At 70.0% G+C, this 14,217-nt stretch carries 9 protein-coding genes; 4 read left to right on the forward strand and 5 right to left on the reverse strand.

What is annotated here, in order from left to right:
- Positions 1 to 15: 15 nt before the first annotated feature.
- The 3 genes from ACFYUS_RS35260 to ACFYUS_RS35270 all read left to right on the forward strand — a co-directional run bounded on the left by ACFYUS_RS35260 (position 16) and on the right by ACFYUS_RS35270 (position 7,735).
- The gene (locus ACFYUS_RS35260; protein ID WP_388861668.1) at positions 16 to 6,483 is read left to right on the forward strand and encodes a DNRLRE domain-containing protein; all 6,468 of its coding nucleotides are present in this window, start codon (positions 16 to 18) and stop codon (positions 6,481 to 6,483) included.
- A gap of 124 nt (positions 6,484 to 6,607) precedes the next feature.
- Positions 6,608 to 7,102 (forward strand): hypothetical protein, encoded by a 495-nt coding sequence (locus tag ACFYUS_RS35265; protein ID WP_388861670.1) that lies wholly within the window; start codon positions 6,608 to 6,610, stop codon positions 7,100 to 7,102.
- Positions 7,103 to 7,270: 168 nt separating this feature from the next.
- Positions 7,271 to 7,735 (forward strand): hypothetical protein, encoded by a 465-nt coding sequence (locus ACFYUS_RS35270; RefSeq protein ID WP_388861672.1) that lies wholly within the window; start codon positions 7,271 to 7,273, stop codon positions 7,733 to 7,735.
- Between the two features lie 59 nt (positions 7,736 to 7,794).
- Here ACFYUS_RS35270 and ACFYUS_RS35275 read toward each other — a convergent pair whose 3' ends face one another.
- Complete coding sequence (locus tag ACFYUS_RS35275; RefSeq protein WP_388861674.1) at positions 7,795 to 9,852, reverse strand: phosphocholine-specific phospholipase C; 2,058 nt, start codon at positions 9,850 to 9,852, stop codon at positions 7,795 to 7,797.
- Positions 9,853 to 10,083: 231 nt separating this feature from the next.
- Complete coding sequence (locus ACFYUS_RS35280; RefSeq protein ID WP_388861676.1) at positions 10,084 to 10,500, reverse strand: organic hydroperoxide resistance protein; 417 nt, start codon at positions 10,498 to 10,500, stop codon at positions 10,084 to 10,086.
- A 114-nt stretch (positions 10,501 to 10,614) separates the two neighbouring features.
- Between ACFYUS_RS35280 and ACFYUS_RS35285 the strand changes: the two genes are divergently transcribed.
- A complete protein-coding gene (locus tag ACFYUS_RS35285) occupies positions 10,615 to 11,106 on the forward strand; it encodes a MarR family winged helix-turn-helix transcriptional regulator (protein ID WP_388861678.1) in 492 nt (163 codons plus the stop codon).
- Here ACFYUS_RS35285 and ACFYUS_RS35290 read toward each other — a convergent pair.
- Genes ACFYUS_RS35290 through ACFYUS_RS35300 form a run of 3 tightly spaced genes read right to left on the reverse strand, consistent with a single transcriptional unit; the run spans position 11,103 to position 14,169 of the window.
- Entirely contained in the window at positions 11,103 to 12,329 is a 1,227-nt protein-coding gene (locus tag ACFYUS_RS35290) for a beta-ketoacyl-[acyl-carrier-protein] synthase family protein (protein WP_388861680.1), read from the reverse strand. The two genes, ACFYUS_RS35285 and ACFYUS_RS35290, sit on opposite strands and share 4 nt — an antisense overlap.
- Positions 12,329 to 12,559: an acyl carrier protein gene (locus ACFYUS_RS35295; RefSeq protein ID WP_388861682.1), complete on the reverse strand. Its 231-nt coding sequence runs from the start codon at positions 12,557 to 12,559 to the stop codon at positions 12,329 to 12,331. The genes ACFYUS_RS35290 and ACFYUS_RS35295 overlap by 1 nt, the downstream gene beginning before the upstream one ends.
- The gene (locus ACFYUS_RS35300; protein ID WP_388861684.1) at positions 12,556 to 14,169 is read right to left on the reverse strand and encodes a prenyltransferase/squalene oxidase repeat-containing protein; all 1,614 of its coding nucleotides are present in this window, start codon (positions 14,167 to 14,169) and stop codon (positions 12,556 to 12,558) included. Before ACFYUS_RS35300 ends, ACFYUS_RS35295 begins: the two co-directional genes overlap by 4 nt.
- Positions 14,170 to 14,217 lie beyond the last annotated feature (48 nt).

Below are 14,217 nucleotides of genomic sequence, written 5' to 3' on the forward strand. Positions count from 1 at the left end.
CGCGCCTACTACTACATGGTCGCGGTCAAGACCAAGGACGGGCAGGTCGTCGCCGCGCCCACCCAGCTCGTACGCCTGCCCAAGGCCGGCCGCACGACGAAGGTGTTCACCGCGACGCAGGACACCACCCTGTCCTCGACGCAGACCACCACGGCGCACGACACGATCGACGACTCCGGTGCGAAGAACTGGCTGTCGGTCGGCAACAACTCCGCCACCTACGGCGACACCCGTGCCCTGCTGAAGTTCCCGGCCCTCGGCATCCCCGCCACGGCCCGGGTCCTGGACGCGAACGTGCGCCTGTGGTCCACGCAGACCGCCCAGGACACCACCGGCGCGGTCTACGAACTGCACCCGCTGACCCGTGACTTCGACGAGTCCGCGACCTGGGTGAAGGCGGACGCCGCCACCAACTGGACCGCGCAGGGAGGTGACTTCGGCGCCTCGGTGTCCGACACCGGCGCGATGACGAACGACCCGGCCCGTCACGACTGGAACGTCACCTCGCTGGCGCAGTCCTGGGTGACCACCCCGGCCTCCCAGAAGGGCGTCGTCCTGAAGATGGCCGACGAGGCCGCCTCGCAGGAGCGCACGCTCTTCCTGTCGTCCGAGGGCACCGAGCCGAGGCTCCAGCCCAGGATCGTGGTCACGTACATCGACTCCACCACGGACTCGACGTACTACGCGCCGCAGACCCCGGCCCGTATGACGCCGAACAGCGACTACACGGTCGACTTCACCCTCACCAACACCACCGCGTCCACCTGGACCTCGGCCGACAACGTCCTGACCTACAAGTGGGCGCTGCCCGACGGCACGGACGTCACCACCGGCGGCAACCAGGTGCAGACGGCCCTGCCGTCGAACGTCGCGCCGGGCGGTTCGGTGAGCCTGCAGGCGCAGGTGAAGACGCCGATCAACTCGGACAACGGCAACAAGCGCACCGACTACGTGCTGACCTGGGACGTCTACAACAAGACGACCGGCACCTGGGTCTCGGGCACCTCCGGCATCCCCGGCCTGAGCCAGAACGTGGCGGTGGAGGACCCGACCTCCAACACCCTCGGCCTGGAGAAGTTCTACGGCTACACCGGCAAGAACACCGGTGCCGGCGCCAGCATGATGAACAACATGGCCTCCGGCAACGTCGTGTGGTCGTACAACGCGTTCAACAACCCCGGCCGAGGCCTGAACACGTTCTTCCGGCTCGCCTACAACAGCCTGGACACCTCCGACACGGTCTCCGGCTACGGCTGGTCCATGCAGGCCTCGGGCCCGATCCGGCTCGGCGCGCCGCTGGAGTTCCAGCCCAAGCCGAACCCGACCGAGATCCGTCTCCCGGACGGTGACGGCACCACCCACGTGTTCCGCTGGGACTCGGCGACGAGCTCGTGGAAGGCGCCGGCCGGTGTGCACTACAAGCTGGACGCCAAGCCGGGTCTGGACTGCACCCCGCTGAAGGACCCGGTCCCGGACGCCTGGACGATGACCCGTCCCGACGGGACCCGGTTCCTGTTCGGCTGCGACGGCTACCTGACCTCGACGGTGGACAAGAACGGCAACACGATGCTGTTCACCTACGAGGAGCGGAAGTCCAACAACAAGCCCACCAAGTTCCTGAAGTACGTCACCGACCCCGCGTCGCGTCAGACGCTGACGGTGGACTACTTCAAGAAGGGCGACAACTCCTACGAGTACGTCTCGGACACCGGCACCATCGCCACGGGTTCGAACCTGACCAACTCCAAGATCTACGACCACATCAAGTCGGTCACCGACGTCTCCGGTCGCAAGATCAACTTCTGGTACACCGACAAGGGTCTGCTCGGCCAGTTCACCGACGGTGTGGGCTCCTCGCAGCCGAAGGCCTTCAAGTTCACCTACGACGCCACGCAGGGCAACAAGAACGTCAAGATGGTGGCGGCCACCGACCCCCGGGGCAACGCCACCAAGCTGGACTACTACGCCCCGCAGAACGGTGACGACCCGAAGTACCACTGGTGGACCAAGACCATCACGGACCGCCTGAACAACAACACGACGTTCGCCTACCAGGCGGACACGGCGAACCCGAAGTTCACCGACACCAAGGTCACGGACTCCGAGTCGCACTCCACGGACTACGTCCTGGACGACTTCGGCCGCCAGGTGAAGTCCACCAACGCCAAGTCCGAGACCATGGACATGTCCTGGGACGCGGACAACAACGTCATCCTGCAGAAGGAGGCGAACGGCGCCCAGACCACCTGGACGTACGACCAGAAGACCGGCAACCCGCTGACCATGAAGGACGCGGAGGCCAACAAGAACGGCACCGCCGGGACGGTCTACACGTACCAGACCCGCGCGGACGGCTTCGCGGCCGACCTGTCCACGAAGACCTCCCCCGAGGGCCGCAAGTGGCAGTTCGGCTATGACGCCTTCGGCAACCTGAAGACGGTCACCGACCCCCTGGGCGTCGCCACCACCTCGGTGCCCGGCGACTACACCACCACGTACGACTACGACGGCTACGGACAGCTGCTCAAGGCCACCGACGCCAACGGCAACGCCACCACCAACTCCGGCTTCGACGTCATGGGCTACCCCAGGACGATCACGGACGCGGAGAACCACGCCACCTCGTTCGTCTACGACGAGCGCGGCCAGGTCACCTCGGTGACCGACGCGCTGGGCACCACCACCACCCAGACCTACGACGTCTTCAAGCGTCCGCTGGTCAACAAGCTGCCCAAGGACCAGGCGCAGGGGGTGTTCATCACCACTCCCGCCCCGGTGTACGACGCCAACGACAACGTCACCACCAGCACCGCCGCCGACGGCGTGGTGTCCACCGCGGTCTACGACTCCGCGGACCAGGTGACCGAGACGACCGGCCCGGACAACAACCTGAGCGGCCGTACGACGCGCTACACCTACGACAAGGTCGGCAACCTCAGGACCACGACCGAGCCCAAGGGCGTGGCGACGACCTCCGTCCCGGACGACTACGTCACCACCAACACCTATGACGAGATCTACCAGCTCCTGTCGGTGGTGAACGCCCAGGGCGACAAGGTCTCCTACGCGTACGACAACGTCGGCAACCCGGTCACGGTCATCGACCCGAAGAAGAACGCGACCGCCGACACCACGGACTACACCAGCAAGACCGCCTTCGACCTCAACCACCGCGTCACCAAGGTCACCGACGCGGCGGGCAAGTTCACCACGAGCGAGTACGACAAGGACTCGCTGCTGGTGAAGAGCACCGACAAGGAGGGCAACACCAGCGAGGTCGTCTACGACCAGCGCGGCAAGAAGATCGAGCAGCGGGTCCCCTACTCGACCGGCGTCCTCCGGATCACGAAGTTCGAGTACGACCAGATGGGCAACGCCACCAAGGTGATCAGCCCGCGCGGCACCGCGACCGCGGCCGTGGACGACTTCACCAGCCGCACCGAGTACGACAAGCTCAACCGCCCGGTCAAGCAGTACCAGCCCTACGACCCGGCGGACGCGCGTTACAACGACCCCAACGTCTACACCCAGACGACCTACGACGCGGTCGGCCGCACCTCGCGGGTCTCCGCGCCGCCGTCGGCGGGTCAGACGGTCCGCAACGACACCGACTACACCTACTTCGACAACGGCTGGACCAAGACGTCCACCGACCCGTGGGACATCGTCACCTCCTACGGCTACAACCAGATCGGCCAGCAGGTCTCGCGCACCCTCACCTCCGCCGGCGGCTCCAGCTCGCGGACCCAGGGCTGGGCGTACTACCCCGACGGCAGCCTCCAGGCCCGCACCGACGACGGTGTGCCGGTCGGCGCCCACGTCGTGGTGGCCGACAACTCCGACACGCAGACCACGTCGGCGACCGGCACCTGGGCCACGGCTTCGGCCACCGGCAACCAGGGCTACGACCACCGCACCCACGCGGCGGGCACGTCGACGGACACGTTCACCTGGACCCTGAACGTCCCGCAGGACGGCAGCTACACCGCCTACGTGAAGTACCCGACGACCTCGGGCGCCTCCACGGCGGCGAAGTACACCGTCACCCACGACGCCGGCACCACCGCCAAGACGGTCAACCAGACCACCGGCGGCGGCACCTGGGTCTCGCTCGGCGCGTTCACCTTCAAGCAGGGGATCGCGTCCAAGATCACCCTGGCGACCGACGCCTCCGGCAAGGTCGTCGCCGACGCGGTGAAGATCGTCCGCACGGCCACCGAGACGGACAACGAGAAGAAGAACTTCACCTACTCGTACGACCTCAACGGCAACCTCACCTCGATCTCGGACGCCTCCTCGGGCGCCAAGGTCGACACGTACGCGATGACCTACACGGCCCTCAACCAGGTCCAGAAGGTCAGCGAGTCCCTGGCCGGCGTCGAGAAGAAGGCCACGTCGTTCACCTACGACGCCAACGGCCAGAAGGAGACGACGACCCACCCCGACCAGTACGCGCAGTACTTCTACGACCTGCGTGACCTGGTCAAGACGGTGAAGGTCGGCAAGTCCCCCTCGGACGCCTCGCCGAAGGTCACCGACTACACCTACACCGACCGCGGCCTGCGGCTGAAGGAGACCAAGGCCAACGGCAACACGGTCGACTACACCTACTACCTGAACGCGGCGCTGAAGACCCAGAGCGAGAAGAAGCCCAACGGCACCCTGGTCTCCTCGCACACCTACGCCTACGACGCCAACGGCAACCAGGCGCAGGACGTCGCGTCCAAGATGAACGCCGACAACCACGGCGCGTACCTGAACTCCACCACGGACTACACGTACGACCCGGTCAACCGGCTCGCCCAGTCCGTGAAGACGGGTACCGGCGCGGGCACCGAGACCTACGTCCACGACAACAACGCCAACGTCGTCACCCAGACGATCAAGAACGTCACGACCAACTACACCTACGACCGCAACCGGCTCCTCAGCTCCAGCGTCGGTGCGGCCACCAACAACTACAACTACGACCCGTACGGCCGACTGGACACGGTCGTCGCGGCCGGCAAGGTGGTCGAGGACCGGGACTACGACGGCTTCGACCACGTGGTCAAGAACGCCAAGCTGCAGACCGACGGGGTCACGACGAAGACCACCACCTACGTCTTCGACCCCCTGGACCGCACGGCGTCCAAGACGGAGGCCGGCAAGACCACGGACTTCAACTACCTCGGCACCTCCGACGAGGTCCTCAACGAGGCCGTCGCCGGCGAGGTCACCAAGTCCTACCAGTACAGCCCGTGGGGCGAGCGCCTGACGCAGCTGAAGAAGAACACCGACGGCTCCGAGGAGCTCGGCGTCTACGGCTACAACGGCCACACGGACGTCGAGACCCTCACCGACACCAGCGGTGACACCAAGTCCACCTACGGCTACACGGCCTACGGCAGCAACAACGACGCCGAGTTCACCGGCATCGACAAGCCCGACACCGCCCAGCCCGACAAGGAGGCGTACAACCCCTACCGCTTCAACGGCAAGCGCTGGGACGCCGCGAGCGGCACCTACGACATGGGCTTCCGCGACTACAGCCCCGGCCTGAACCGCTTCACCAGCCGGGACATGTACAACGGCGCCCTCGCCGACATGCGGCTCGGATCGGACCCCTTCACGGGGAACCGCTACGCCTTCACCGGCGGCAACCCGATCAGCAGCGTCGAGATCGACGGTCACAACTGGTGCGAAGGAAACGCCTTCTGCCCCTGGGACGACAACTTCGCCTCGGCCTGGGTCGGCACCGTCGAGACGGTCGCCGACACGCTCGCCAGCCCCGTGATCGCCGCGGAGCCGCTGCTCCGGGAGCACTGCCCCGGCTGCTTCGGAACCCCCGGAAACCCCAACGGGGTGGACCTGGGATTCGAATGGGTCTCGGGCACCGGTCCCAAGCACCGGGACTTCGGCGGGAACGACGCCTTCACGCAGTCGCTCATGGACCACTACCACGTCCAGCGCGTGCGTGAGATCGCCGCCGACAACATCAACGGCGGAAACTACAACCTGGGTTCCAAGGTCGCGCAGTACACGGACAAGGACACCGGGGTCGTCTACAACAACGGCCTGAACCACTCGCTGAACTCCAAGACCGTGTTCATGGACTTCACGTCGAACATGTCCGCGGCATTCCTGGGTTCCTACAACATGGACTACACGGTCAAGTCCGTCGACAAGGAGGCGGGAACGGCGACCGTTCAGTTCCATGTGAGCAACGACAGCACCATGAATTCCGGAACGCATATCGCTCCGGAGCTCGGCGGATACAGCGACTGGTGGAGCGAGCACATCGCCAAGCCCCTCAACTCGTATTACGATACGGGGCGCTTCAGCACGAAGTCGCAGGACATCACGTGGACGGAGACGGTCGACCTCAACGACCCCAAGGCTCCGTCGGCGTCGTCCGGGTCGTCCGGGTCGTCCGGGTCCTCGGACTCGTCGGGCGGCGGCCTGCTGGACAGCATCACGAGTTGGGTCTCCAGCCTCTTCTGACGACAGGCTGACCCGCCCGCTCCCGCCGGCCGTCCGGTCGGAGCGCGCCTGAAAACGGCGGGGCCGTCCCCCGGGAATTCCCGGGGGACGGCCCCGCCGCCCGGAACGGCTGGAAGTAGACGACGTGAAGTTCGACGTATTTCGCATCAGTACAAGCCTCGCGGTCGCCGCTCTGACGGTGACCGCCTCGACCGGTTGCGGGGTGACCAATCCTTTCAAACCCGCCAAACCCGTTCAGATGCCCAAGGCGGTACAGCATTCCGAATTGGTCGGAAGGTGGGACGGGGAGAAGAGGTGCGGCTCGCCGTTCGTCCGCCTGCGTGACGATTACACCTTTTCCGCCAAGGATTTCCCGATCGCATGGAACGGCCCCGGGCCGGACTCGAAGGTGACGCGCCTTTCGGCCGACGGGAAATGGCATGCGGTCAATGACGATCCCGGCCTGCCGCCCTATCTGATCCTTCGTTTCGGGAATCGGAACGACCGCGAGTTGCTGACGTTCACCCTGGATCAGGGAAAGCTGCGGATGAACGGGACCGTCACGGCGGACGGGGGAGATTCCTATTCCTACCCGTGCCACTTCAAGCGCACCTCCACCGACCCCGGCTCCGGCCGCTAGCGGTCCCGCCCGAAGGTGTGGCGCTGATCACAGCGCGAACCCGTGATGATCCGGCGCCCCGTTCCGCTGGCCCGTCGGGAGGACGCGGAAGAACCGCGGCCTCCCGAGGAACCGAGGAACCAGGGGACCGGGAGCAGGACACCGGTCCATACACGAGGGGTGGGACCGATGGACCGAGTCAGCCGCACGCTGTGGGCCGCCGACATGAGCGGGTACGCCTCCGCGTTCGCCTCCCGCGCGACCGTGAGGACCCGGCTCCCCCTCGACTTCTCCGCGGCCAGCCTGCGCATCGTCGACCGCGTGGTGGACGGCCTGCGGCAGGGGGCCGGCGACCCGGCCGAGGTCGCGCCGGTCCTCCAGGAGCTCGGCGCGTACGTCGGTGACGTGCTCGTCCGGCACGCGCGGGCCCGCTGGGTCGACTTCGACGACACGACCTCCGAACTCTTCGGCCAGCCCGTCGGCGTCCGGACCCCCGACGGCCGGGCCTGGAACCCCCTCGGCAAGGTCCGCAACCGCTTCGAACTGGGCCCCGGCGAATCCGCCTACGAACTCTTCCTGATGGTCCCGCGCCGCCCGAAGGACCTGCCGCTGTCGCCGGTGACGGCCGGCGGCCGGCGCCTGACCGCCGCGTAGGGCGAAGAAGCCGCCGGGGCGGACGAGTCGTGCACTCGTCCGCCCCGGCGTTCGTGCGCCTAGTACGTCAGGATGCCCGGGTCCGAGACGTCCGGGGTGCCCGTCTCGATGTGGCCCGCGAGGCGGCGGAGGTAGTCCGCGTTCGAGGGGGTCGTGATGGTCACGTCGTACCAGCGGTGGCCGGCGGTCGGGGTGACGGTGTGGGTGACGGTGGCGCCCTGGGCGACCGAGAGGGTCGTGGGGGAGGCGCCGTAGGCGTCGGCGACGGTCACGGTGGCGGTGGTGCCCGCGTTGGTGAACGTGAGGTCCAGGGTGCCCGTGCTCGCGTTGTGGCGGGCCGTCACCTCCGGGACCGCCGTCTTGCCGGGGGAGCGGAAGCGGCGGAGGAAGCCGTTGGGGCCGTGGACCGTGAGGTCGGTGACGCCCTTGGAGTACTTGGTGTTCCAGGCGTCCGCGATCGACTTGCCCGCCTCCGCCGTGTACGTCCAGGGGACGTCCGTGCGGTTCGCCGAGGTCACGTAGAACTGGGCGCCCGCCGACGGGCCGCCGCTGAAGGTGAGGCGGTAGGTGCCGGCCGTGGTGTCGGCGAAGCCGTCCACGTACGGGGCGTACTTCAGCGGGCGGGTGGGCTTGGTGCCCGGCTCCTGGCGGGGCATCGTGCCGACGGCCGGGGCGGTGGCCGGGAAGTCGGGGTGGCGGTTCTTGTCCGGCGGGTAGTAGCCGGCCGTCGACGGCAGCGGGGCGGGCTGCGCGTCCGTCCGCGTGAAGTCGAACGCCGAGGTCAGGTCGCCGCAGATCGCGCGGCGCCACGGGGAGATGTTGGGCTCGCGCACCCCGAAGCGGGACTCCATGAAGCGGATCACCGAGGTGTGGTCGAAGGTCTCCGAGCAGGTGTAGCCGCCCTTCGACCAGGGCGAGACGACGATCATCGGGACGCGCGGGCCCAGGCCGTAGGGGCCGGCCGCGAAGCCGATCTTGCCGCCGAACCAGTCCAGGGAGGTGGCGACCGTGGACTTGCCCCAGGTGGCGTCGCCCGGGACGAACGGCGGGACGACGTGGTCGAAGAAGCCGTCGTTCTCGTCGTACGTGATGAACAGGGCGGTACGGGCCCACACGTCCGGGTTCGAGGTCAGCGCGTCCAGGACCTGGGCGATGTACCAGGCGCCGTAGTTCGCGGGCCAGTTGGCGTGCTCCGAGAAGGCCTCGGGGGCGGCGATCCAGGAGATCTGGGGGAGGGTGCCCGCCTGCACGTCGGCGCGGAGCCTGTCGAAGTAGCCCTCGCCCGCCTTGGCGTTGGTGCCCGTGCGGGCCTTGTCGTACAGCGGGTTGCCCGGCTGCGCGTTGCGGTAGTTGTTGAAGTAGAGGAGCGAGTTGTCGCCGTAGTTGCCGCGGAAGGCGTCGTTGATCCAGCCCCAGGACCCGCCGGCGTTCAGGCCGTCGCCGATGTCCTGGTAGATCTTCCAGGAGACCCCGGCCGCCTCCAGGCGCTCCGGGTAGGTCGTCCAGCCGTAGCCCGCCTCGGCGTTGTTGAGGACGGGGCCGCCGCCCGTGCCGTCGTTGCCGACGTGACCGGTCCACATGTAGTAGCGGTTGGGGTCGGTGGCGCCGATGAAGGAGCAGTGGTACGCGTCGCAGATGGTGAAGGCGTCGGCGAGCGCGTAGTGGAAGGGGATGTCCTCACGGGTGAGGTGCGCCATGGTGGCCTTGGTCTTGGCCGGGATCCAGTTGTTGTACTTCCCCTTGTTCCACGCGCTGTGGCCGCCGGCCCAGTCGTGGTCCAGGCCCTGGAGGTGCTCCATGCCCAGCTTGTCGCTGCTCGGCCGGAAGGGCAGCGTGGTGTTCCCGAAGTTGTCCTCCTGGTTCCAGACCGACTTCCCGCTGGGCAGCGTGACCGGACGCGGGTCGCCGAAGCCCCGTACGCCCTTCATCGCCCCGAAATAGTGGTCGAAGGAACGATTCTCCTGCATCAGGACGACGATGTGGTCGATGTCCTGGATCGTGCCGGTGGAGCCCTGCGCGGGTATGGAGGCGGCGCGGGCGATGCTCTCCGAGAGCATCGTGAACGCGGCGGCGCCGCCGGTCAGCTGAAGGAACCGGCGGCGATTGAGGTCGGCCATGGGGGAGTTGTCCTCCGGAAGTGAGTACGTGCGGTGGGGGTGCGCGCGGCGACCGGGTGGGGCGGCCGACGGGCGCCCCAAGGAGAGCGCCCGTGGACCACCGCCCGGCGGCCGTCCCATGACTGCCCGCCGTACGGCAGACGAACCCCCCGTGCCTGAACGTGAAAACTCACAACCGAACGCCCCTGAGGGGGTATTGACCCTCAGGGGCGTGCAGGAACCAACAGAAAACTACTCGACGACGAGCTCGACCTCGATGTTGCCGCGGGTGGCCTTCGAGTACGGGCAGAAGGCGTGCGTCTTCTTCAGCAGGGCGAGGCCCGCCTCGCCCTGGAGGTGCTCGGGGAACTCGGCGCGCATCACGACCGCGAGGCCGAAGCCGCCGTCCGCCGGGTCCTTGCCGATGGAGACCTCGGCGGTGACGGAGGCCTCGGAGATGTCGATCCGCTCCTGGCGGGCGACCACGCCCATGGCGCTGGCGAAGCAGGCCGCGTACCCGGCGGCGAAGAGCTGCTCCGGGTTGGTGCCCTCACCGTTGCCGCCGAGCGCCCGGGGGTGGGCGAGGGGGAGGTCGAGCCGGCCGTCGGAGCTGACGGCGCGGCCCTCGCGGCCGTTGGCGGTGGCGACGGCGGTGTAGATCGCGTCCATGGGTGTTCTTCCGTTCCTGTCCGGGTTCCGGGGAGTGCTGCCCTTCATTGATAGCGCACGATTAAGTTGTGCACAACTCAATCGCGTGTGAGGAGCCTCGCGTATCCTGGAGCCATGGAGACGCTCGACACGGTCCCGGACGAGGACTTCCTCCGGCTCGACCACCAGATCTGCTTCTCGCTGCACGCGGCGACCCGCGCCTTCAACGGCGTCTACCGCGAGGCCCTCAAGGAGCTCGGGCTCACCTACCCCCAGTACCTCGTCATGCTCGTGCTCTGGGAGCACGGCGAGCTGCCCGTGAAGGGCATCGGCGAGCGGCTGCGGCTCGACTCCGGGACCCTGTCGCCGCTGCTCAAGCGCCTGGAGGCGGCCGGACACGTCGAGCGCCGCCGCAGCCCCGAGGACGAGCGGTCCGTCACCGTCCGCCCCACCCCCGACGGGACCGCCCTGCGCGAGAAGGCCCTCGGCGTGCCCCGCCGGATCGCCGCCGCCACCGGCCTGGAGCTCGGCGAGATCGTCGCGCTGCGCGCCCGGCTCGACGCGCTGACCGCCCGGCTCGACGCCCTCGACCCGGACGACCTCGCCTCCTGCGCCACGGGGAGCTAGGGCGCCGCGAACACCAGCGCCGCGTTGTGGCCGCCGAAGCCCACCGACGTGGAGACGGCGAGCCGGAGCCGGGACCCCCGGGCCGTCGTGGGGACGTCCAGGTCGATGCCCTCGCCCGGCTCCGCGAAGTTCGCGGTCGGCGGCACCGTGTCCTCCGTCAGGGACAGCACCGTGAGCGCCGCCTCCACCGCCCCCGCCGCGCCGAGCAGATGCCCGGTCACCCCCTTCGTCGACGTCACCGGCGGCCGGTGCGGAAGGAGCGCCGCGAGCACCGCCGCCTCCACGGCGTCACCGCGCGGCGTCCCCGTCCCGTGCGCGTTGACCAGGTCGACGTCGCCCGGCGCCGCCCCCGCCTCGGCGAGCGCGCCCCGCACCGCCGCCGTCAGACCCGAACCGTCGGGCCGGGGCGCCACCACGTGGTGCGCGTCCGAGGTCGCCCCGTAGCCGGCGACCAGACCCCGGACCCTCGCCCCGCGCGCGGCCGCGTCCGCGGGCCGCTCCAGGACCAGGAACCCGGCCCCCTCCGCCATCACGAACCCCTCCCGGTCCCTGTCGAACGGCCGCAGCCCGCCCGCGGGGTCGTGGAACCGGTGGGACAGCGCGCGGAGCCGGTCGAAGCCCGCGATGTAGAACGGGCTCAGCGAGGCGTCCGCCCCGCCCGCCAGGACGATGTCGCAGCGGCCGAGCGCCAGCAGGTCGAGCGCCGTGCCGACCGCCGTCGCGCCCGCCGCGCACGCCGTGGCCACCGCCACCGACGGGCCGCGGATCCCGAACTCGACGGCCAGCTGCCCCGCGACCCCGTTCGGCAGCGCCCCCGGCACCGCGAACGCGGACATGTCCCCGGGCCCGTCCGTCCGCAGCACCTCGTACTGCGCCTCGAAGGTGAGGACCCCGCCCGCCCCGGTCCCGACGACCACGCCGACCCGCGCCCCCTCCCGGCCGGCCGGGTCCAGGCCGGCGTCGGCGAGCGCCTCCCGCGCCGCGACCAGCGCGAGGAGCGCGGCGCGGTCGGGCCGCCGGGCCGTCACCGCCCTGCCCAGGTCCCCGGGGAGCCCGGGCGCCCGGCAGGCGAGATAGCGCAGGCCGTCCCGCTCCTCGAGGGCGGCGGTGGCCTTCCCGGCCCGGACGGTCTCCCAGGTCGTCGCGGCGTCCGCGCCGGCGGGGGTGAACAGACCGATGCCGGTGACGGCAGCCCCCGTCCCGCCGGACCTCCCGCCGGACATCAGGCCACCCCCGCGTACCGGGAGACGAGCCCCTCGATCGCGGCGACCGTCGGCGCCGCGTACAGCTCCTCCTCCGGCACCGGGACGCCACGCTCCTTGCGCAGGACGAGGGCGAGTTCGGTGAGCAGGAGCGAGTCGAGGCCGGCCTCCTCGCGGGTGGACTCCGGGGTGATGTCCGCCGGGTCGAGGCCGAGCGAGACGAGCAGGGTCTTCAGTTCGTCGAAGGTCATGACATTCCTCGGGGAGAGAGGTGGGACGCGCGCGCGTGGTTCAGGCCGAGCAGCACGCACACGTCCGTCAGGAGCGGCACGTGGTAGGCGAGCGGCCGGGGCCCGGCCTGGTCGGGGCGGGAGACGAAGCCGCCGTCGGGCAGCTGCCGCTCCAGGAGGTGGCGTACCGCCCGCCCGGTCGCACCCCGGGCGGACGGCACGGTCGGGGTCCGGGCGACGGCGATCAGCGCGTACGCCGTACTGATCGGGTCGCTCGGATCGGACGGCACGTGCCCCCAGCCGCCGTCCGCGTTCTGCGTGTCGACCAGCCGGGCCACGGCACGCGCCCGGGCCCGGGCCACCTCGGTCCGGTCCGGATGGCCGGGCGCCACGGCCAGGAAGGAGTCGTGGGCGAGGACCGTACGGAACAGGGCGTTGCTCTCGTTGAGGCTCCAGCTCCGCTCGAACGGCCCCGCGGCCTCCGACCGGACCGTCACGAACCGCACCGCGGCCTCCACCGACGCCCGGTGCGCGGGCTCGGGGGCCAGCGCGTTCACGGCCGCCGCCGTTATCGCCACCTCGGAGGCGGTGCCCCGCTCGAAGGTCGGGAACCCGCCGTCCGCGCCCTGCCGGGCCAGGAGGTACCGCTCGCCGGCCGCCACCTCCGCGCCGAAGAGCCCCGGGTCCGTCGCCCGCAGGAACTCCACGCAGTACGAGGTGTCGTCCACGTCGCTCTGCCCGACGCCCCGGTCGAACCCCCAGCCGCCGTCCGCGTTCCGGTGCTCCGCCAGGGCCGTCGCGAGGGCCCGCAGGGTGTGCCGGGGGGCGCCCGCGCCGGCCAGGGCGAGCCCGCCGGTCGCCGTCGCGAACACGTCCATGCCCGTGAGGAACGGCAGCCCGCCGTCCTCGCGCAGCCACCCGCGCAGCTCCCGCGCCCGCGCCCGTACGGCCGCCGCGTACCGGGGCCGCAGCCGCAGCGCGAGCAGGGCGATCATCCGGGCGAGGTGGTTGCCGTACGGGGGCGGGCCGGGCAGCGCGCAGGGTTCGAGCGCCCGCCAGTCCTCCTCCGTGACGAGCCCCGGAGCGCCGGTCCCGAAGGCGTACAGGACCTTGAGGGCGGCCATCTCCGTGATCAGCCACCGCTGTTGGCCGCGCGCCTCGAAGAGGGCCTCGGGGGAGGGGAGTTCGGGGAAGGAGTGGGCGCCCAGCTCCGCCAGGAGCGTCTGGAACATCAGCCGCTTGCGCCCGGCGGTGAAGTGGTCGAAGCCGCCGAGCAGCCGGGCGAGCGCGCCCCGCCCGTCCACGTACTCGCCGAGCGCGGCGCGGGCCGCGGCCTCCTGCACGGGGTCGGGGGCGCCCTCGTCCACGGCCGTCTTCAGGCGGCGGGTCAGCCGCTCCTGGGCGTCCGGGTCCACGCCCGTCGCCGTGAGCAGCCGCAGGGCCAGGGCGGACTCCAGGATCCGGCTGTCGCACGGGGCCCGGAGCAGCCCGTCGGGCCCGGCGGCCGCGACCAGCCGGGTGGCGAGCCGGGCCCGCGCCCGGTCGAGCCGCTCGGCCCCGGGGAGGGGCGCCGGCCGGGGGCCGGGGACGGCGAGGGAGGCACCGGGTAAGGGCAGCGCGGGGTACGTCATGGGTGTGTCCTTCGGCGGTGTCGTGAGAGAGGGGATGGGCGTCGCACG

This window comes from Streptomyces sp. NPDC004284, assembly GCF_042874035.1.
Classification (GTDB): Bacteria; Actinomycetota; Actinomycetes; order Streptomycetales; family Streptomycetaceae; genus Streptomyces.